The organism is Pseudomonas sp. B28(2017), assembly GCF_002113025.1.
Classification (GTDB): domain Bacteria; phylum Pseudomonadota; class Gammaproteobacteria; order Pseudomonadales; family Pseudomonadaceae; genus Aquipseudomonas.
Map to the genome: position 1 here is coordinate 184,883 of NZ_NEJH01000008.1, position 19,281 is coordinate 204,163.

Annotated in this window: 13 protein-coding genes; 7 read left to right on the forward strand and 6 right to left on the reverse strand. The window is 60.2% G+C overall.

What is annotated here, in order from left to right:
- Positions 1 to 45: 45 nt before the first annotated feature.
- From ntrC to glnA, 5 genes are all read right to left on the reverse strand, one after another.
- Positions 46 to 1,482 (reverse strand): nitrogen regulation protein NR(I), encoded by a 1,437-nt coding sequence (gene ntrC, locus CAF65_RS20345; protein ID WP_085717891.1) that lies wholly within the window; start codon positions 1,480 to 1,482, stop codon positions 46 to 48.
- The gene (gene glnL, locus CAF65_RS20350) at positions 1,479 to 2,564 is read right to left on the reverse strand and encodes a nitrogen regulation protein NR(II) (RefSeq protein ID WP_057397188.1); all 1,086 of its coding nucleotides are present in this window, start codon (positions 2,562 to 2,564) and stop codon (positions 1,479 to 1,481) included. Before glnL ends, ntrC begins: the two co-directional genes overlap by 4 nt.
- 230 nt (positions 2,565 to 2,794) lie before the next feature.
- Entirely contained in the window at positions 2,795 to 3,415 is a 621-nt protein-coding gene (locus tag CAF65_RS20355) for a DUF4124 domain-containing protein (protein ID WP_085717892.1), read from the reverse strand.
- The gene (locus tag CAF65_RS20360; RefSeq protein ID WP_085717893.1) at positions 3,412 to 3,924 is read right to left on the reverse strand and encodes a DUF4124 domain-containing protein; all 513 of its coding nucleotides are present in this window, start codon (positions 3,922 to 3,924) and stop codon (positions 3,412 to 3,414) included. The genes CAF65_RS20355 and CAF65_RS20360 overlap by 4 nt, the downstream gene beginning before the upstream one ends.
- A 209-nt stretch (positions 3,925 to 4,133) precedes the next feature.
- Positions 4,134 to 5,540: a glutamate--ammonia ligase gene (glnA, locus tag CAF65_RS20365; RefSeq protein ID WP_085717894.1), complete on the reverse strand. Its 1,407-nt coding sequence runs from the start codon at positions 5,538 to 5,540 to the stop codon at positions 4,134 to 4,136.
- Between the two features lie 328 nt (positions 5,541 to 5,868).
- On the opposite strand from glnA, the gene thiI reads away from it, so the two are divergent.
- Together thiI and typA are read left to right on the forward strand one after the other, a co-directional pair.
- Positions 5,869 to 7,323, forward strand: coding sequence for a tRNA uracil 4-sulfurtransferase ThiI (thiI, locus tag CAF65_RS20375; protein ID WP_085717895.1), 1,455 nt, complete (start codon positions 5,869 to 5,871; stop codon positions 7,321 to 7,323).
- Positions 7,324 to 7,462: 139 nt separating this feature from the next.
- Entirely contained in the window at positions 7,463 to 9,283 is a 1,821-nt protein-coding gene (gene typA, locus CAF65_RS20380) for a translational GTPase TypA (RefSeq protein ID WP_085717896.1), read from the forward strand.
- Between the two features lie 145 nt (positions 9,284 to 9,428).
- Here typA and CAF65_RS20385 read toward each other — a convergent pair whose 3' ends face one another.
- Positions 9,429 to 9,866 (reverse strand): YkgJ family cysteine cluster protein, encoded by a 438-nt coding sequence (locus CAF65_RS20385; RefSeq protein ID WP_085717897.1) that lies wholly within the window; start codon positions 9,864 to 9,866, stop codon positions 9,429 to 9,431.
- Positions 9,867 to 10,123: 257 nt separating this feature from the next.
- Between CAF65_RS20385 and CAF65_RS20390 the strand changes: the two genes are divergently transcribed.
- The 5 genes from CAF65_RS20390 (at position 10,124) to CAF65_RS20410 (ending at position 19,269) form a co-directional block, all read left to right on the forward strand.
- On the forward strand, positions 10,124 to 12,574 hold the full coding sequence (locus CAF65_RS20390; RefSeq protein WP_085717898.1) for a glycogen/starch/alpha-glucan phosphorylase: 2,451 nt from the start codon (positions 10,124 to 10,126) through the stop codon (positions 12,572 to 12,574).
- A 229-nt stretch (positions 12,575 to 12,803) separates the two neighbouring features.
- Positions 12,804 to 16,007 (forward strand): DUF2339 domain-containing protein, encoded by a 3,204-nt coding sequence (locus CAF65_RS20395; protein ID WP_085717899.1) that lies wholly within the window; start codon positions 12,804 to 12,806, stop codon positions 16,005 to 16,007.
- Complete coding sequence (locus CAF65_RS20400; protein WP_085717900.1) at positions 16,004 to 17,377, forward strand: DUF3999 domain-containing protein; 1,374 nt, start codon at positions 16,004 to 16,006, stop codon at positions 17,375 to 17,377. The genes CAF65_RS20395 and CAF65_RS20400 overlap by 4 nt, the downstream gene beginning before the upstream one ends.
- 275 nt (positions 17,378 to 17,652) lie before the next feature.
- A complete protein-coding gene (locus CAF65_RS20405) occupies positions 17,653 to 18,663 on the forward strand; it encodes a class 1 fructose-bisphosphatase (protein ID WP_085717901.1) in 1,011 nt (336 codons plus the stop codon).
- 3 nt (positions 18,664 to 18,666) lie between these two features.
- Positions 18,667 to 19,269, forward strand: a complete 603-nt coding sequence (locus CAF65_RS20410) for a DUF924 family protein (protein WP_085717902.1) — start codon at positions 18,667 to 18,669, stop codon at positions 19,267 to 19,269.
- Positions 19,270 to 19,281 lie beyond the last annotated feature (12 nt).

Here is a 19,281-nt window from a genome sequence, read left to right on the forward strand (position 1 = left end):
CCTGCTCGCGAATGGGATGTGACTGTCAGTGAAGAGTCGGGTTAATTACCCCTCATCCCCCTCATCATCATCCCCACCATCCACCTTCATCCCCAGTTCCTTGATCTTGCGGGTCAGGGTGTTGCGGCCCCAGCCCAGCAAAACGGCGGCATCGCGGCGGCGACCGGCGGTGTGTTTGAGCGCGGTCTCGATCATGATCCGCTCGAAGGCCGGTACGGCACTGTCGAGCAGGCTCGACTGACCGCGGCCCAGCGCCTGGTCCGCCCACTGGCGCAGGGCCTGTTCCCAGTTGGTCACGGGGGCCGAATCCTGCGGCAGGCTCAGCAACTCCGGCGGCAGGTCGCCGATGTGCACTTCGCGACCCGAAGCCATCACCGTGATCCAGCGGCAGGTGTTCTCCAGTTGCCGCACGTTGCCGGGCCACGGCAGGTTCTTCAGGTATTCCTCGGTTTCGCTTTTCAGCAACTTCGGCTCGACGGCCAGCTCCTGGGCTGCGCGGCTGAGGAAGTGCCTGGCCAGGGTCGGAATGTCTTCGCGACGATCCGACAGGCGCGGGATATGGATGCGGATCACGTTGAGGCGATGGAACAAGTCCTCGCGGAATTTTCCGGCATGCACCAGGGTTTCCAGATTCTGGTGAGTCGCGGCGATGATGCGCACATCGACCTTCACCGGCACATGACCGCCGACGCGGTAAAACTCGCCATCAGCCAGTACGCGAAGCAAGCGGGTCTGGGTGTCGGCCGGCATGTCGCCGATTTCATCGAGGAACAGTGTGCCGCCGTCTGCCTGTTCGAAGCGCCCGCGACGCAGGTTGGCCGCGCCGGTGAACGCACCTTTTTCATGGCCGAACAGTTCGGATTCCATCAGGTCTTTGGGGATCGCCGCCATGTTCAGCGCAATGAACGGCGACGCTGCCCGCGGGCTGTGACGGTGCAGGGCGTGGGCCACCAGTTCTTTGCCGGTACCGGATTCGCCGTTGATCAGCACGGTGATGTTGGAGTGGCTCAGGCGGCCGATGGCGCGAAACACCTCCTGCATCGCGGGTGCTTCACCGATGATTTCCGGGGTGCGGGTCAGGGTCGGGGTGACTTCCAGGCCTTGTTGTTCCTGGGCGTGCTGGTTGGCGCGCTTGACCAGGGAAACCGCTTCATCGACGTCGAACGGCTTGGGCAGGTACTCGAAGGCGCCGCCCTGATAGGACGCGACAGCGCTGTCCAGATCGGAGTGCGCGGTCATGATGATCACTGGCAGCCGTGGGTGTTGTTCGCGAATCCGCGCCAGAAGGTCCAGGCCACTGGCGCCGGGCATGCGGATGTCGGAAATGATCACGTCCGGTTGCTGGCGCGCCAGGCGGCTCATCACGCCATCGGCGCTGTCGAAGCTTTGCGTGGTCATGCCTTCCTGTTGCAAGGCTTTTTCCAGGACCCAACGGATAGAACGGTCGTCATCGACGATCCACACGGTTTCACTACGGCTCATGTCGATGTGGCTCCTTGTTCCAGTGGCAGAAAGATCGAGAAAGTGGTGTGGCCGGGGTGGCTGTCACACTCGATCAGGCCCTGGTGCTGGCTGATGATGTTCTGGGTAATGGCCAGGCCAAGCCCGGTACCGTCCGGACGGCCGCTGACCATGGGGAAGAAAATGGTTTCCTGAAGTTCCGCAGGGATGCCCGGACCGTTGTCGATGATCTCGATCTTGGTCACCAGGCGATGGCGCACGTGGCCGATGGTGAACTGGCGCATGGTTCGGGTGCGCAGGCTGATGCGGCCCAGGCGCAGTTCGTTCTGGCTGCTGATGGCCTGCATCGCATTGCGCACGATGTTCAGCACGGCCTGGATCATCTGTTCGCGGTCGATCAACACGTCGGGGATGCTTGGGTCGTAGTCGCGCACCAAGGTGATGCAGCCCTGGCTTTCGGCCTCCACCAGATGGCAGACACGTTCCAGTACTTCGTGGACATTGCACAGGGCCAGTGACGGCAACTTGTTGGAGCCGAGCATGCGGTCCACCAGATTACGCAGGCGGTCGGCTTCTTCGATGATGACGTTGGTGTAGTCGCGCAGGCTTTCTTCCGGCAGTTCCCGGGCCAGCAATTGCGCAGCGCCGCGAATACCGCCCAGGGGGTTCTTGATTTCATGAGCCAGGCCACGCACCAGCATCTTGCTGGTTTCCTGCTTGGACAGCTGCGCTTCTTCCTTGGTGATCCGCAGCAAGCGGTCACGAGGGTGGACTTCGAGCAGCAGCATCGTGTCGCCATTGCTCAGGATTGGCGTTACTGCGTAGTCAACGGTCAGGGTCTGGCCGGTGAGGGCGGTGAGCATGGCTTCGCGCTTGGTGAACGGGTGCGCTTGTTCGACGGCTTGGCGCAACGAATTCAGCGCTTCGGCCGATTCGGTAAACAATTCACTGATGAACTGCCCATGGCTGCGCTGACCGCTGATGGCCAGCAGCATCTCCGCCGCCGGGTTCATGTACTCGAGGCGCAGTTCGGCGTCGAGCAGGATGGTGGCGGTGGTGAGGTTATCGAGTAGCAAACGGTGGAGTGCGTCGCTAATGGTCATCGGGACCTCTTTTAGGGCAGAGCATGCGCAAGAAAACAGCGCTGATATGGGCAAAATGCAAAAACCAAACCAAGGCTCCGAAAAGAAGCGTTCAGCGCCTGAAACGGCTGTTTGACGCTCGTTTGCGTGGCGCTTTGCCAGCTTTCGCGGGTAGTTTCGAACCAAAATGGGTTGGAATGTGAGTACGGTGCAAGCAATTGCACCAATATAGTGCGCAAACCTGAACGAGGTTAAAAAAGTCGCAAGAAAGGATTTTTTTCTTCGGCGGGTTTGTCGCTGAGGGGGCATTCCGGCCGCTGACCGTAGTCGTCGAGGGTGCAGGGTTTGATCTTGCGCTTCTGGGCGAGCGATGTGCGCTGCATATGGAAGGGTTGGCTGGCGGTGCGTTCGACGATGCGTCCCTGCTCATCGAGGATTTCCACAGACAGGGTATGGCTGCCGCGATCGATGTTGCTCAACGGGAACACCGGGCTCAGGCCGGGTTCGGCAGTGGGCTCGCCGTCGAGCAGCAACCGGTAGCGGTGACCGGGTTGCAGACCGGGCTCGTGGGTGGCGCTGACGATGACTTCGCCGGCGTTGCTGCGGATGGTCGCGTCGGGTTCCGGGACCAGGATGCGCAGTACGTCATAGTGGAACGCCACTTGTGTTTGGGGGCTGCTCTGGGCAATCAACGGCGCTGCACGGGTGGGGGCGGCCGCTATTCGATTGCTTTTTGTCAGCGGCACACGCCTGGCGTTACCGGGTTTGGGGTGGTCGGTGAAAACCCGATTGCCTTGGGAGTCAACGTAAGTAAAGACCTCCGCCGATGCGGGCAGCGTGATGAAGCAGGCAATCAGCAGCCAGGTCTTCAAGGCGCGTGTACTCGTTGCACGGTGAAGGTCGTGGTGGGGCTTTGCTGCACTATTTTTTCGCCATCGATCACTTGCACGGCGAGGCGGTGTTCGCCGCGGTCGATGTTCACCAGTTGCAGGATCGGCACATTGCCTGGCTGGCCGTAGGGCTGGCCGTCCAGCAGCAGCCTTAGCAGATGGGGGGCTTGCAGGCGTGGTTTGATCTGTACGTTAACGGTGAACGTGCCGTTGTTGGCGCGCAGGGCTTCGGTGGTGGGCAGGCCGGTGAGTTCGAGTAGCTCGTAGGCGCTGCTGGACTGTTCGCGGTTGTCTGCGGCAGCTTGAGCAGGGTTGCCCGGCGATTGAGGTTCGACGCTGTTGAGCGGCGGCAGCTCGACCGGTTGGGCTTTCACGCCATCAGGCGGTTGATTGCTGTAAGCCGTGTTGCCGTCGGCGTCCGTGTACTTGTAGATCTGCGCTGCGGTGGGCAGGGCGATCAGTAGCAGGATGAAGAGAAAACCACGACCCATAAAATCGACCGGAAACGAAAACGAAGGGTTGCAGCATAGGTCAGGGGTGGTGGTTGGCCCAAGTGGCTAACATTTGGTTTTCTTTTCCGAGATATTCCAAGCGCCATAAATCCCACAGGGTCCATCGTCAACCATGGAAATGTGGGCAATAAAAAAGGCCTCCCGAAGGAGGCCTTTTTTGTCACGCCGCTTGCGCAGGCGCTACCGGATCAGCAGCTGTAGTACAGCTCGTATTCCAGTGGGTGTACGAAGGTACGTACCTTGATTTCTTCTTCGCTTTTCAGGGCGATGTAAGCGTCGATGAAGTCGTCGCTGAAAACGCCGCCTTTGGTCAGGAACGCACGACCTTTGTCCAGCTCTTCCAGGGCTTCTTTCAGGCTGCCGCAAACTTGTGGGATCTCTTTGGCCTCTTCAGGCGGCAGGTCGTACAGGTTTTTGTCAGCGGCGTCGCCAGGGTGGATCTTGTTCTGGATGCCGTCCAGGCCAGCCATCAGCAGTGCAGCGAAGCACAGGTACGGGTTGGCAGCCGGATCCGGGAAGCGCGCTTCGATACGGCGGGCTTTCGGGCTCGACACGTAAGGAATACGGATCGAAGCGGAACGGTTACGGGCCGAGTAGGCCAGCATCACTGGAGCTTCGAAGCCTGGAACCAGGCGCTTGTAGGAGTTGGTCGCCGGGTTGGTGAAGCCGTTCAGGGCCTTGCCGTGCTTGATGATGCCGCCGATGAAGTACAGGGCGGTATCGGACAGGCCGGCATAGCCTTCGCCTGCGAAGGTGTTCTTGCCATCTTTCCAGATGGACATGTGTACGTGCATACCCGAGCCGTTGTCGCCGTACAGAGGCTTAGGCATGAAGGTAGCGGTACGGCCGTAGGCGTCGGCAACGTTGTGCACGACGTACTTCAGGGTCTGGGTTTCGTCGGCTTTCTTCACCAGGGTGTTGAACTTGACGCCGATTTCGTTCTGGCCGGCAGTTGCCACTTCGTGGTGGTGAACTTCGACGGTCAGGCCCATTTCTTCCAGTGCGTTGCACATGGAGGTACGGATTTCGTGGTCGTGGTCGAACGGTGGAACCGGGAAGTAGCCGCCTTTGACGCCTGGACGGTGGCCTTTGTTGCCGCCTTCCACGTCCTGGTCGGACATCCACGAACCTTGTTCGGAGTAGATCTTGAACATGGAGCCGGAAATGTCGGACTTGAACTTCACCTGGTCGAAGATGAAGAACTCTGGTTCCGGACCTGCGAATACGGTGTCACCGATACCGGTGGCTTTCAGGTGCTCTTCGGCACGCTTGGCGATCGCGCGTGGGTCGCGGTCGTAGCCTTGCATGCTCGAAGGTTCGATGATGTCGCACACCAGGATCAGGGTCGGCTCTTCGGTGAACGGGTCCAGTACGGCAGTGGAGTCGTCCGGCATCAGGATCATGTCGGAGGCTTCGATGCCTTTCCAGCCAGCGATGGAGGAACCGTCGAACATTTTGCCGACTTCGAAGAAGTCTTCATCCAGCGCATCGCGAGCCGGCATGGTCACGTGGTGCTGAGTGCCTTTGGTGTCCGTGAAGCGCAGATCAATCCACTTGACGTCATGATCTTTGATGAGTTGAACCGACTTCGACATAGTGTCCTCCGGGTGGATTAGGGCTGGTAGTGGATGCCCTTAAATGTTTGTGATGCCGGCGCGAATACTCTGCCAAGGCAACCTGCCTCACAAGGGAGCAAATTGCATGCCAGTGCCCCAGCATGGGTTTTTTGCTCCAAATTCACGCTTATAAGGCGCTAAAGCACCTTAAAGCGGAAAATCCCGCCCTACAATGTGGCGTTCATTTGAATAAATGACCTGTTTTGGTGCGCGCAAAACCTTCTGCACATTAACTGGTTAAACCTTGAGCAATTTCCGCTATAATCCGCGCCCCCCTTTTTCGGCTGGCCCAGCGCGCGCTGTTTTCATGAAACTAATCGTAAAAGTCTTTCCCGAGATCACCATCAAGAGCCGCCCGGTACGGATGCGTTTCATCCGCCAATTGGCCAAGAACATCCGCGCCGTGCTCCGCGATCTGGACCCGGCCGTGGTGGTGAACGGCGTGTGGGACAACCTCGAGCTGGAAACCCGCGTCAGCGACCCCAGGGTCCTGAAAGAGATGAGCGAGCGCCTGAGCTGCATGCCGGGCATCGCGCACTTCCTGCAGATCGACGAGTACCCGCTGGGCGATTTCGACGACATCGTCGAAAAGTGCAAGCAGCATTACGGTGATGCGCTGGCCGGGAAAATCTTCTCGGTACGTTGCAAGCGCGCCGGCAAGCACCCATTCAGCTCGATCGATATCGAAAAATATGTCGGTAGCCAGTTGCGCCGTCAGTGTGGTGCCGCCGGGATCGACCTGAAAAAGCCGGAAATCGAAGTCCGGATCGAAGTTCGCGACCAACGGTTGTTCGTGATCCACAGCCAGCACAACGGCATCGGCGGATATCCGCTGGGCGCCCTGGAACAGACGCTGGTACTGATGTCCGGCGGCTTCGACTCCACCGTTGCGGCCTACCAGATCATGCGCCGCGGCCTGATGGCGCATTTCTGCTTCTTCAATCTGGGCGGACGTGCCCACGAACTGGGCGTCATGGAAGTCGCGCATTTCATCTGGAAGAAGTACGGCAGCTCCCAGCGCGTGTTATTTGTCAGTGTGCCTTTCGAGGAAGTGCTGGGCGAAATCCTCGGCAAAGTCGATAACAGTCATATGGGCGTAGTATTGAAGCGTATGATGTTGCGCGCTTCGTCCCGAATTGCCGATCGACTGCACATCGAGGCCCTTGTCACCGGTGAGGCGATCTCCCAGGTGTCGAGCCAGACGTTGCCGAACCTGTCCGTGATCGATTGCGTGACCGACAAACTGGTCTTGCGCCCGCTGATCGCCAGCCACAAGCAGGACATCATCGACACGGCCAACGAGATCGGCACTGCCGATTTCGCCCGACACATGCCGGAGTACTGCGGCGTTATCTCGGTCAATCCGAAGACGGCCGCCAAACGCTACCGTGTCGAGCACGAAGAGAAAGAATTCGATATGGCGGTGCTCGAGCGTGCGCTCGAAAACGCCAAGCTGGTGCCGATCGACCGCGTGATCGACGAATTGGGCCAGGACCTGCAGATTGAAGAAGTCAGCGAAGCGCTGGCCGGTCAGATCGTCATCGACATCCGTCACCCGGATGCCGCCGAAGACGACCCGCTGGACCTTGCTGGCATCGAGGTACAAACGATGCCGTTTTATGCACTGAACGCTCGTTTCAAGGAACTGGACCCTACTCGCCAGTACCTGCTGTATTGCGACAAAGGCGTGATGAGTCGCCTGCATGCCCACCATTTGCTCAGTGAGGGGCATGCCAATGTGCGCGTTTATCGACCGAGCTAAGTGCCCGGGGCTGTTTGCCTGTGGCCTGCGTCACCGGCCCCCCGATGCCACCGTCAAGCTGTAACGGCTTTCACGGACGCTACTGTTAATCGCTGCCAAGACTTGTCAGCACACCGAATCCTCTGATCGAGATACACAAGTGATCGAAAATCTACGCAACATCGCCATCATTGCCCACGTTGACCACGGTAAAACCACCCTGGTAGACAAACTCCTGCGTCAGTCCGGCACCCTGGAGCGCAACGAGCTCAACGACGAGCGCGTGATGGACTCCAACGACCAGGAAAAAGAGCGCGGCATTACCATTCTGGCGAAAAACACCGCCATCAACTGGAACGGCTACCACATCAATATCGTGGACACCCCGGGCCACGCCGACTTCGGCGGCGAAGTAGAGCGCGTAATGTCGATGGTCGACTCCGTTCTGCTGCTGGTTGACGCTCAAGACGGCCCTATGCCGCAAACCCGTTTCGTGACCAAGAAGGCGTTCGAAGCCGGTCTGAAGCCAATCGTCGTGATCAACAAGGTTGACCGTCCGGGCGCTCGTCCTGACTGGGTTCTGGACCAGATCTTCGACCTGTTCGACAACCTGGGTGCCACCGACGAACAGCTGGACTTCAAAGTCGTCTACGCCTCGGCCCTGAACGGCATCGCCGGTCTGGACCACACCGACATGGCCGAAGACATGACCCCGTTGTACCAGTCGATCGTCGACAACGTACCGGCGCCGGCTGTTGACCGTGACGGTCCGTTCCAGATGCAAATCTCCGCTCTGGACTACAACAGCTTCCTGGGTGTAATCGGCGTTGGTCGTATTGCTCGCGGCCGCGTCAAGCCAAACACTCCGGTTGTCGCTATCGACACCGAAGGCAAGAAGCGCAATGGCCGTATCCTGAAGCTGATGGGTCACCACGGTCTGCACCGTGTGGACGTCGAAGAAGCTGCAGCCGGCGACATCGTGTGCATCAGCGGTTTCGAAGAGCTGTTCATCTCCGACACCCTGTGCGACATGAACAACGTTGAAGCGATGAAGCCGCTGACCGTTGACGAGCCGACCGTTTCCATGACCTTCCAGGTAAACGACTCGCCGTTCTGCGGTAAAGAAGGCAAGTTCGTGACCTCCCGTAACATCAAGGAGCGTCTGGACAAGGAACTGCTGTACAACGTTGCCCTGAAAGTTGAAGAAGGCGACTCGGCTGACAAGTTCAAGGTTTCCGGCCGTGGTGAGCTGCACCTGTCGGTTCTGATCGAAACCATGCGTCGCGAAGGCTTCGAGATGGCTGTAGGCCGTCCTGAAGTGATCATCCGCGAAGTGAACGGCACCAAGCAGGAGCCGTTCGAAAACGTGACCATCGACATCCCTGAAGAATCCCAGGGCAAGGTCATGGAAGAAATGGGTCTGCGTAAAGGCGACCTGACCAACATGTCCCCGGATGGCAAAGGCCGTGTACGTCTTGAGTACAACATCCCGGCTCGTGGTCTGATCGGTTTCCGTAACCAGTTCCTGACCCTGACCAACGGTGCAGGCATCCTGACCTCGATCTTCGATCGCTACGACACCATGAAGTCCGGCCACATGTCCGGCCGTCAGAACGGTGTTCTGGTATCGGTAGAAACCGGCAAGGCACTGACCTACTCCCTGGAAACCCTGCAGGCGCGCGGCAAGCTGTTCGTCGAGCACGGTCAGGAGATCTACAACGGTCAGATCGTCGGCCTGAACAGCCGCGACAACGACCTGGGCGTCAACCCTACCAAGGGCAAGAAGCTCGACAACATGCGTGCTTCGGGTAAAGACGAAACCATCGCTCTGGTTCCACCTGTTCGCTTCACCCTGGAACAGGCTCTGGAATTCATCCAGGACGATGAATTGTGCGAAGTGACACCTAAGTCCATCCGTCTTCGCAAGAAGATCCTGGACGAAGGCGAGCGTACCCGCGCTGCCAAGAAAGCCAAGGCATAACATTTAGCCAGGCTTAAAAAAACGCCCCCGGTCGAAAGGCCGGGGGCGTTTTTGTTTGTCTGGGGTTTGTGCAGTGTTTGTTCGGGCCCCTTCGCGAGCCTGCTCGCGAAGGCGGCCGACCAGTCGGCGCAGAAATCAGAAAATATCAGAACCGCTCAATCGACCGCGAATTCCGCTCGCGCTCCACTTCCTTCGGCTTGTACGCGCAATACCCAGGCCGCGGGCCGATTTTCGGGTGGTTGCGGCAAGTATCCGGGCGCTTTTCATAAATAGTGCACAGACGGCTCTTACGATCCAGGTACAGGCAATCGTTGTTGCTCATGCGCTGGAGGGTAAAGATTCCTGACTTCTGGTTGAAACGCTCGACCAGGCCTTCCTTTTGCAGGCGTTTGGCGATGTTCTTCGGTGGATCGCCCAGCTCGAACTCATCGACCACGCCGATGCGGATCAGGTCCTTGATCTTGACCTCGACGGGCAAGGTGCAGCAGCTGGACATGCACGAGCCGCACATCGGGGCAGAGTACTTGGCCCAGGTCTCGAGGCGGTCGATCTCTGCGGCAGCGATCAGGTTCGGCTTCATCATCGTTTGTTACCAGCGTGTGCATCAGGGCGCGCGATCATACCGGGACTGGTGGATTTTTGAACAACCTTTCGCCAGTTTTTTTCGCAAACGGTGCAAACAACCGGAAAAAACGGCACGGGCCCTGCATTCATTCAGACACATGACAACGCATTGTCGATTCAGCTCGTATTCAAGGGAAAAACTGCCGAACCAGAGCCTCTACCGCCTGTCAGACCGTCTAGGCTCAGACAATTCCAAGCTCGCTCGAGGTCCTATCGATGACTCAAGAACCACTTGTTCGCGAAGCAGAGGTGGCCGCATTCCGCGACGCCGTCTTGACCAAACTCACTTATGCAGTGGGTAAAGATCCGGACCACGCCTTCGACCATGACTGGTTCGAAGCCATTGCCCTGGCCGCGCGGGACCACATGGTCGAGCACTGGATGGATCACACGCGGCAGATCTACCGCAAAGGTCAGAAGCGCGTCTATTACCTCTCCCTGGAATTTCTCATCGGCCGGCTGCTGTTCGACAGCCTGAGCAACCTCGGCTTGCTCGACGTCGCCCGCGAAGCCCTGACCGAACTCGGCGTCGACCTTGAGCGCATCCGCTTGCTGGAGCCTGATGCGGCCCTGGGCAACGGTGGCCTGGGGCGTCTGGCGGCGTGTTTCCTGGAAAGCATGTCGACCCTCGGCATCGCCGGTCATGGCTATGGCATCCGCTATGAACACGGGTTGTTCCGTCAGGCGATTGTCGATGGCTGGCAGCAGGAGCAGACCGAACACTGGCTGGATTTCGGCAACCCGTGGGAGTTCGAGCGGCCGGAGGTGGCGTACCCGATCGGTTTTGGCGGCAGCGTTGAAACCGTGACCGATGAAAACGGCAAGTCCAGGCAAGTCTGGCACCCGGCGGAAACCGTACGGGCCATTGCCTATGACACGCCGGTGGTCGGCTGGCGCGGGGCGAGCGTCAATACGCTGCGCCTGTGGCGTGCCCGGGCCATGGAAGACCTGCATCTGGAGCGTTTCAACGCCGGTGATCACCTGGGCGCCGTGGCTGAAGTGGCCCGGGCCGAAAGTATCTCCCGGGTGCTGTACCCGGCGGACAGCACCGAGGCCGGTCAGGAACTGCGCCTGCGTCAGGAATATTTCTTCGTCGCCGCCTCATTGCAGGATCTGCTGCGCCGCCATCGCAACATGCACACCTCGGTGCTGACCCTGGGCGATCACGCTTCGATCCAGCTCAATGACACTCACCCCTCGATTGCCGTGGCTGAACTGATGCGGCAACTGGTCGACGTCTATGACGTGGCATGGGATGCGGCGTGGCAGGTCACCGTCGATACGCTGTCCTACACCAACCACACATTGCTGCCCGAAGCGCTGGAAACCTGGCCGGTCGGCTTGATGGAGCGCATGTTGCCGCGGCACATGCAGATCATTTACCTGATCAACGCCCAGCACATCGACTCCCTGCGGGCCAAAGGCATTCACGACTTTGACGTACTGCGCGCGGTGTCGCTGATCGAGGAAGACAACGGTCGTCGGGTGCGCATGGGCAACCTGGCGTTTCTCGGCTCCCACAGTGTCAACGGTGTGTCCGGTTTGCACACTCAACTGATGCGCAAGACGGTGTTCTCCGAACTGCACAAGCTGTACCCGGAACGAATCAACAACAAGACCAACGGCATTACCTTTCGCCGCTGGCTGTACCAGGCCAACCCCGAGCTGACTTCGATGCTGGTCGATGCCCTCGGCCCCGCGGTACTGGATAATCCGGAAGAGCGTTTGCTCGCCCTTGAACCGTTCGCCGAGAAAAACGCGTTCCGCAAGGCGTTTGCCGAGCAACGCCTGCACAACAAGAAAGCTCTGGCATACCTGATCCATGAACGGTTGGGTGTTGCGGTCAACCCGGCGGCGATGTTTGACGTGCAGGTCAAGCGAATCCACGAATACAAACGCCAATTGCTCAATCTGATGCACACCGTGGCGTTGTACCAGGCGATCCGCGCGGAACCGGAAATCGACTGGGTGCCACGGGTGAAAATCTTCGCCGGCAAGGCTGCCGCGAGTTATCACCAGGCCAAACTGATCATCAAGCTGACCAACGACATCGCCCGGGTGGTGAACAACGACCCGACCGTGCGCGGCTTGCTCAAAGTGGTGTTCCTGCCCAACTACAACGTCAGCCTGGCGGAGAGCATCATTCCGGCCGCGGATTTGTCCGAGCAGATCTCCACCGCCGGTTTCGAAGCGTCAGGCACCAGCAACATGAAATTCGGCCTGAACGGCGCGCTGACCATCGGCACCCTGGACGGGGCCAACGTGGAAATGTGCGAACGCATCGGCGCCGAACACATGTTCATCTTCGGCCTCAGTGCGCAGCAGGTGGAGGCGCGCAAGCAGAACCATGAGTTCAATGCCGTACCGGACATCGCTGCGTCCCATCGTCTGAACGATGTGTTGCAAGCGATTCGTGGCGGGGTGTTCTCCCCGGATGATCCGTCCCGTTACACCGGATTGATCGATTCGCTGGTGGATTACGACCGCTTCCTGGTCTGCGCCGATTTCGACTCCTACTGGAGCGCGCAGATGCGCGTCGAAGCCCATTGGCACGATTCCAAGGAATGGTGGCGTTCAGCAGTGTTGAACACGGCGCGGATGGGCTGGTTCTCGTCGGACCGGACCATTCGCGAGTACGCCACGGAAATCTGGAAGGCACTGGAGTAGTTTTCAGTCAGAACTGCGAGCGAGGCCCGGTTGTTGCCGGGCCGGATCGATATACTGGGCGCCGGACTGCCGAGCGGTAGGGATCAGCCAGATTTGGAGCACGCCACAATCCTTTGTGGGAGCGAGCTTGCTCGCTCCCACAAAGGATTGTGGTGTTTTCACACTAGACTGATCAGACGCTGTACCGCTTGGACTTGCCTCATGACGAGGCGGCTTAGGGATATCGACCATGCAATGGATTTTCATGCTGACAGGGCTGGTGCTCGGCTGGATGCTCGACGAGTCATTCAGTGAAGCACTGCTGGGCGCATTACTCGGATTGGGTATCGGCCAGGCCGTTCGCATTGCTCGTATGGACATTCGGGTAGTCGCGCAGCAGCGCTTGCTGGATCAGGCGCAGGTTGCGCTTCAGGCGGTCGAGCAACGGCTGGCAGCGCTCGAAGCATCGGGCGTCAAGGCGCCGGAAAGCCACGAACCGCTTGTATCACCTGAAGCCCTCCTTGATGAAGCCCCTGCCGCAACCACGGAATTGGTCTGGGAGCTGCCGCCCGAACTCGAGCCAATCGCCGCAGCGGCCAGCGAAATCAGTCGTCCGGCCGTCGATGCCTGGAAACCCGAGACGACCGCTCGCCAGGCACAACCGCCTGTCACACCGCGTGGTCCGAATCTCCTCGACCGCGCCATCAGCCGCGCCCGGGCCTGGCTGTTCGGCGGCAATACCGTGTTGCGGGTCGGCGTGGTGTTGCTGTTCCTCGGCCTGGCCTTTCTGCTGCGCTACGCCACCGAAGGCATGGTGGTGCCGCTTGAGTTGCGCTACGCAGGCGTGGCAGCCGCTGCATTGGGCTTGCTCGGATTGGGCTGGTGGTTGAGGGCCCGCAACGGCAGTTACGCGTTGATCCTGCAAGGCGCCGGGATTGCCGTGTTGTACCTGACGGTGTTTGCCGCCATGCGCCTGCATCCGTTACTCGATCCCTCGGCGGCGTTCGGCCTGCTGGTGGCGGTGACCGTCTGTTCGGCGATTCTCGCCATTACCCAGGACTCCCTGGGGCTGGCCGCCGCTGCCGCCATGGGCGGATTCGCCGCGCCCATCCTGGCCTCCACCGGCGCCGGCAACCACGTCGCGCTGTTCAGCTACTTTGTCCTGCTCAACGCCGGCATCCTCGTCATCGCCTGGTTCAAGGCCTGGCGGCTGCTGAATGTCATCGGGTTCACCGGCACCTTCGGCATCGGTTTCGCCTGGGGCCTGCGTTCCTACTCGCCGGAGTTGCTGTGGAGCACCGAGCCGTTCCTGATTGTATTTTTCCTGATGTACCTGACCATTGGTCTGCTGTTCGCCCGGCGCAAGCTGATGGAAATGAGCGATGCACCGGCAGAGGGCAGTCGCGAAGCGCTGCTGCAGTGGTCGGCGCGCAAGGGTGACTACGTCGACGGCACGCTGCTGTTCGGCCCGCCACTGGTGGGTTTCGGTTTGCAGTTCGCACTGGTGCAGCATCTGGAATTCGCGGCGGCGTTCAGTGCCTTGGCGCTGGGCATGATTTACATGGGGCTCGCCCGTTGGCTGATGGCCGGGCGCACTGTGTTACTGGGGGAAACCTGCCTGGCCTTGGGCGTGATCTTCGCCAGTCTGGCGATTCCGCTGGGGCTCGATGCGCGCTGGACGACGGCGGCGTGGGCGGTGGAAGGCGCGGGGATCTTCTGGCTCGGTCTGCGCCAGCAAAGGCCCTTGGCCCGGGCCTTTGCCTTGCTGCTGCAATTGGCGGCGGCGCTGGCGTTTCTCGGCGAGTTGCACAGCAGCGAGAGCAGCCTGCTCGGTGGTGTTCCGTTAGGCGCGCTGTTGCTGGGCGTCGCGTTGCTGTTCAGCTTCTACCAGTTGCGCAAAGCCTTGCCGGAACAGATCAGGCCTTGGGAGCTGAAAGGCCTGCCAGTCTTGGCTTGCCTTGGGCTGGCGTTTCTCTATTTGCTGGCACCGTTGTTTTTCTTCAGTCACGGTACGGAGATCAGTTGGGCCTTGGCCGGGGTGCTGACGTTGTTTGCTGGCTTGCGCCTGGCATCGCGCACGTTCGTGTACACCGCGCTCGCTGTGCAATTGTTGGGTGGCGCGCTGTTCCTGATGACCGGACCGCTGTTCAGTGACGACCTGCGCCCTCTGGCCCATGGCGGGTTCTGGGCGCCGCTGATGCTGGGGCTGACCGCGATGGTCGGGGCCTGGCATTTGCAGGTGGGCCATGGGCGTGGAGCGCTGGAAGGTCCGAGTCTGTCGCGGTTGTCCCAGGCGTTGCTGGTATGGGGCGCAGGTTGGTGGGCGTTGGCCTGGATCATCGACGTGCTGCATTTTGCGCCGTTGCCGATGCAGGCGACCTTGCTGTTGAGCGTCGCTGCCGCGAGTGTTGCGCTGTGGACGGTATTGGCACTGCGCCTGAGTTGGCCGTCATTGGGAGTGCTCTGCGCGGTGTTGATTCCTGCGGCGGCGCTGGTGCTGCTCGCGGTCTGGCACTCCCGTTATCACCCTGCGGCCAACTTCGGCTGGCTGGCGTGGGCCGCGGTGTTCGTCGTGCATTTCATGTCCCTGCGACGCCTGGCGACCATACTGCCGGCGCTCGTTCCAAGCGTCGCCCATGTGCTTGGCTGCTGGCTGTTGATGGGGGTGCTGGCTCTGGAGCTGCATTACGGCTTGCTGGTCTTGTCCGAGCAATACAACGCCTGGCGCTGGTTGGGATGGGCGATTCTGCCAAGTCTTTATCTGGTGCTGGCGGCGGAACCTCGTGCGTGGCCGTGGCCAGTGTCGACGTATTCGAGGGAGTACCGTGTATACGCTGCCGCGCCGCTGGCTCTGCTGATGCTTGGCTGGTTCTGGCTGGCGAATGTCGCCAGTGACGGCAACGCTGAGCCACTGCCCTACGTGCCATTGATCAACCCGTTGGAACTGGGCCTGTTGTTTGCGTTGTTCGGCGTCTATGCCTGGTCCCGCAGCGCCATGACACAGCTGATGGTCCGCAAGGATTACGCCAGCAAAATCACGCAAGGGGTCGCTGGTGCCTCGCTGTTCGTGTTCTTCACTGCCTTGGTCATGCGTACGGCGCACCATTGGAGCGGGGTGCCGTTCGAGCTGGGTCCGTTGCTGGAGTCGATGCGTGTACAGGCCGGCCTGTCCATCGTCTGGACCTTGATGGCCCTGAGCCTGATGATTGGCGGCCATTTGCGTCGCCGCCGTGAAGTCTGGCTGATCGGTGCTGCCTTGATCGGCGTGGTCGTGGCCAAGCTGTTCTTTGTTGAGTTGAGCAATCGCGGCGGGCTGGCGCGAATCGTGTCGTTTATCGGAGTCGGCGTACTGCTGCTGGTGGTGGGCTATTTCGCCCCGCTGCCACCCAAACGCGCCGAAGCTGTGCTGGATACCGAGAAACCGGCCCCGGAATCCGAAGGAGTGTCGTCTTGAGTCAGAAGCTGAAGCTGGGTTGGCTGGGCGTTGTTGCAATGGGTGTGGTGTTGTCGGCGGTTGCTCAGGAAAAACCGGCGGACTTCACCACCCAGGTGCCCTTGGCGGTGGCGGGCGAAGGCCCTTGGTATCGCCTTGAACTGCCCCTGAGCGTACAACTGAATGCACGACAGGCTGACCTGAGCGATGTGCGTGTGTTCAATGCCGTGGGCGATGTTCAGGCTTATGCCTTGGCCCGGGAGTCGGCGCAGAGCAGCGAAACCCGCACCTTGAACGAGGTGAAATGGTTTCCGTTGTACAGCTCGGTGGATGCGACTGAAACCACGCCGAGCGTGCGAGTGCAATCGAATACCAATGGCACCTTGGTCGAGGTGCAGCCCTCCAGCCAGCTGGAGCCGGGTGAGGAGGAGTTGCGCGGCTGGTTGCTCGACGCGTCCGCTATCAAGGCGCCGTTGCAGCAATTGATTCTCGACTGGACCAGCGAGCGCGACGGCTTCCAGCGATTCACCCTCGAAGCCAGCGACGATTTGCAGCATTGGCAGTCCTGGGGCGAGGGACAGGTGGCGCGCCTGACTTTTTCCGACGAGCGGGTCGAGCAGCATGAAATCGGCCTGCCGGGCCAGTCGGCGCGCTACTTGCGATTGCTCTGGATCACGCCGCATTCGGCACCGACACTGACGTCGGCGCAACTGCAAAGCGCCAGTACCCGCAGCCTGCCGCTGCCGTTGGTCTGGTCCCAGGCGTTGACCGGCAGCAGCGTGAAGGCGGGTGAGTACACCTGGCAGTTGCCGATGGGGCTGAATGTCGAGCGAGTGCAGGTCGAGTTGAACCAGCCCAACAGCCTGGCGCCGGTGAGCCTGGCCGGTCGGCGCGACAGCAGCCTGCCATGGCGGCCGTTGGGCAGCGGTCTGCTCTATCGCTTGACCCAGAATGGTCAGGATATGGTGCAAAACGAATTGCAGTTGTCAGGGCAAATCGTGCAGCAATTGAAATTGACCGTGGACGAACGCGGCGGCGGCCTGGGTGATCAGGCGCCGACGCTGAAGTTTGCCGTGCGCGCCACGCAACTGGTGTTTCTGGCGCGTGGGCCAGGGCCTTACACGCTGGTCGTGGGGAGTGCGACGGCGAAGGCGGCGAACTTGTCGCTGTCGACGCTGATTCCGGATTACAGCCCGGCGAAGCTCGCGACCCTGGGCCGGGCCATGGTGGATGTCGGGGCGGTGGCAACGAAGCCGTCGACAGGCACCACGACGGCGCCGATCGACACCAACTGGAAGAAATTCGGCTTGTGGGCGGTGTTGTTGCTCTGCGTAGTGTTCCTGGTGGCGATGGCGTTCAGCCTGCTGCGCAAGCCGCCAGCCAAATCCTGATAGTGGGTGCTGCGCACCCAATCGCGAGCAGGCTCGCTCCCACAGTTGGAATTCGTACCCCTGTGGGAGCGAGCCTGCTCGCGAATGCGTTCGCCCAGTCACTGAAAATGCCGAAATAATCGCAGTTCCCAGGCTCACATCCAGCCCTTTTCCAACTACGCTCATCCCCGCGCATGAACTCTCTTCAGCCGATCACGTCTGATAGGAGGAAATGCGCCCCGACTCGCGTTAAACTGCGCGGGTTTTTAGCCCCCCCCATTCCACCGGAGCCGTCCATGTCCCGCGTTACCTTGAGTCGCTATTTGATTGAGCAGACCCGCAGCAACAACACTCCTGCCGATCTGCGCTTCCTGATCGAAGTGGTGGCGCGTGCCTGCAAGGAGATCAGCCACGCCGTGTCCAAAGGCGCCCTGGGTGGTGTCCTGGGCAGCATGGGCACTGAAAACGTCCAGGGCGAAGTGCAGAAGAAGCTCGACGTGATCTCCAACGAAATCCTGCTCGAAGCCAACGAGTGGGGCGGTCACCTGGCCGGTATGGCGTCCGAAGAAATGGACAACGCCTACCAGATCCCGGGCAAATACCCGAAAGGCGCGTACCTGCTGGTATTCGACCCGCTGGACGGCTCGTCCAACATCGATATCAACGCGCCGGTCGGCACTATCTTCTCGGTGCTGCGTTGCCCGAGCGAATACCTGAGCCAGAACGAAGCCTTGAATGAAAAGGCCTTCCTGCAGCCAGGCACTCAGCAAGTGGCCGCCGGTTACGCGATCTACGGTCCACAGACCATGCTGATCCTGACCCTGGGCGACGGCGTGAAAGGCTTCACGCTGGACCGTGAAATGGGCAGCTTCGTCCTGACCCACGAAAACATCACCATTCCTGAATCCACCCAGGAATTCGCCATCAACATGTCCAACCAGCGTCACTGGGAAGCCCCGGTACAGCGCTACGTCAGCGAGTTGCTGGCTGGTGAGACCGGCCCGTTGAAAAAGAACTACAACATGCGTTGGGTTGCCGCGATGGTGGCCGACGTGCACCGCATCCTGACCCGCGGTGGTCTGTTCATGTACCCACGCGACAACCGCGAGCCTTCCAAGCCGGGCAAACTGCGCCTGATGTACGAAGCCAACCCGATGTCGTTCCTGGTAGAGCAAGCGGGCGGCGCGTCCACCGACGGTCACCAGCGCATCCTCGACATCCAGCCGGAAGGCCTGCACCAGCGTGTTGCGGTGTTCCTCGGTTCGAAAGAAGAAGTGGCTCGCGCTACGGCGTATCACAAGGAGTAAGCCATGACCGCGCCCTGGCAGCCGTTGCTTGATTGGTGGTTCGGAAGCTCCGGATCGGCGAGCGAAGTGGCGGCCCAGAAGGGCAGGTTATGGTTCGGCAAGCGCGACAGCCAGGACCTCGAAGCGCGTGAGCGCTTCGGGGACTGGACCGAGCAGGCACTGGCCGGCGGATTGACCGAGTGGATGCAACGTCCCGAAGGTTGGCTGGCCCTGGTGCTGTTGCTCGATCAGATCCCGCGAATGATCTTTCGCGATACCCCCAAAGCCTTTGCAGGCGATCTTCGGGCACAGAAGCTGGTAGCCCAAGGCGTTGCCGCGGATTACGACCGGCAGTTGCGGCCGATTCAGCGGGTGTTCATCTACCTGGTGTTCGAGCACAGCGAAAACCTCGCGGTGCAGAACGAAGGCGTCTCGCGCCACCTCGAACTGCTGGCGCAGCAGCCGGAGGCTGATCGGGCACTGTTCAGCGATTACCTGGACTATGCCGAGCGGCATCAGAAAGTGATTGCGCAGTTTGGACGGTTTCCGCATCGCAATGCGGTGTTGGGGAGGGAGTCTACGGCTGAGGAATTGGAGTTTCTGTCGAAGCCCGGCTCTCGGTTCTGAACCTTCGTCGCG

Coding starts and splice junctions, on each gene's coding strand:
- ntrC (WP_085717891.1), bottom strand. CDS start 1,482: ATGAGCCGTAGTGAAACCGTGTGGATCGTCGATGACGACCGTTCTATC.
- glnL (WP_057397188.1), bottom strand. CDS start 2,564: ATGACCATTAGCGACGCACTCCACCGTTTGCTACTCGATAACCTCACC.
- CAF65_RS20360 (WP_085717893.1), bottom strand. CDS start 3,924: ATGGGTCGTGGTTTTCTCTTCATCCTGCTACTGATCGCCCTGCCCACC.
- glnA (WP_085717894.1), bottom strand. CDS start 5,540: ATGTCGAAGTCGGTTCAACTCATCAAAGATCATGACGTCAAGTGGATT.
- thiI (WP_085717895.1), top strand. CDS start 5,869: ATGAAACTAATCGTAAAAGTCTTTCCCGAGATCACCATCAAGAGCCGC.
- CAF65_RS20385 (WP_085717897.1), bottom strand. CDS start 9,866: ATGATGAAGCCGAACCTGATCGCTGCCGCAGAGATCGACCGCCTCGAG.
- CAF65_RS20390 (WP_085717898.1), top strand. CDS start 10,124: ATGACTCAAGAACCACTTGTTCGCGAAGCAGAGGTGGCCGCATTCCGC.
- CAF65_RS20395 (WP_085717899.1), top strand. CDS start 12,804: ATGCAATGGATTTTCATGCTGACAGGGCTGGTGCTCGGCTGGATGCTC.
- CAF65_RS20405 (WP_085717901.1), top strand. CDS start 17,653: ATGTCCCGCGTTACCTTGAGTCGCTATTTGATTGAGCAGACCCGCAGC.
- CAF65_RS20410 (WP_085717902.1), top strand. CDS start 18,667: ATGACCGCGCCCTGGCAGCCGTTGCTTGATTGGTGGTTCGGAAGCTCC.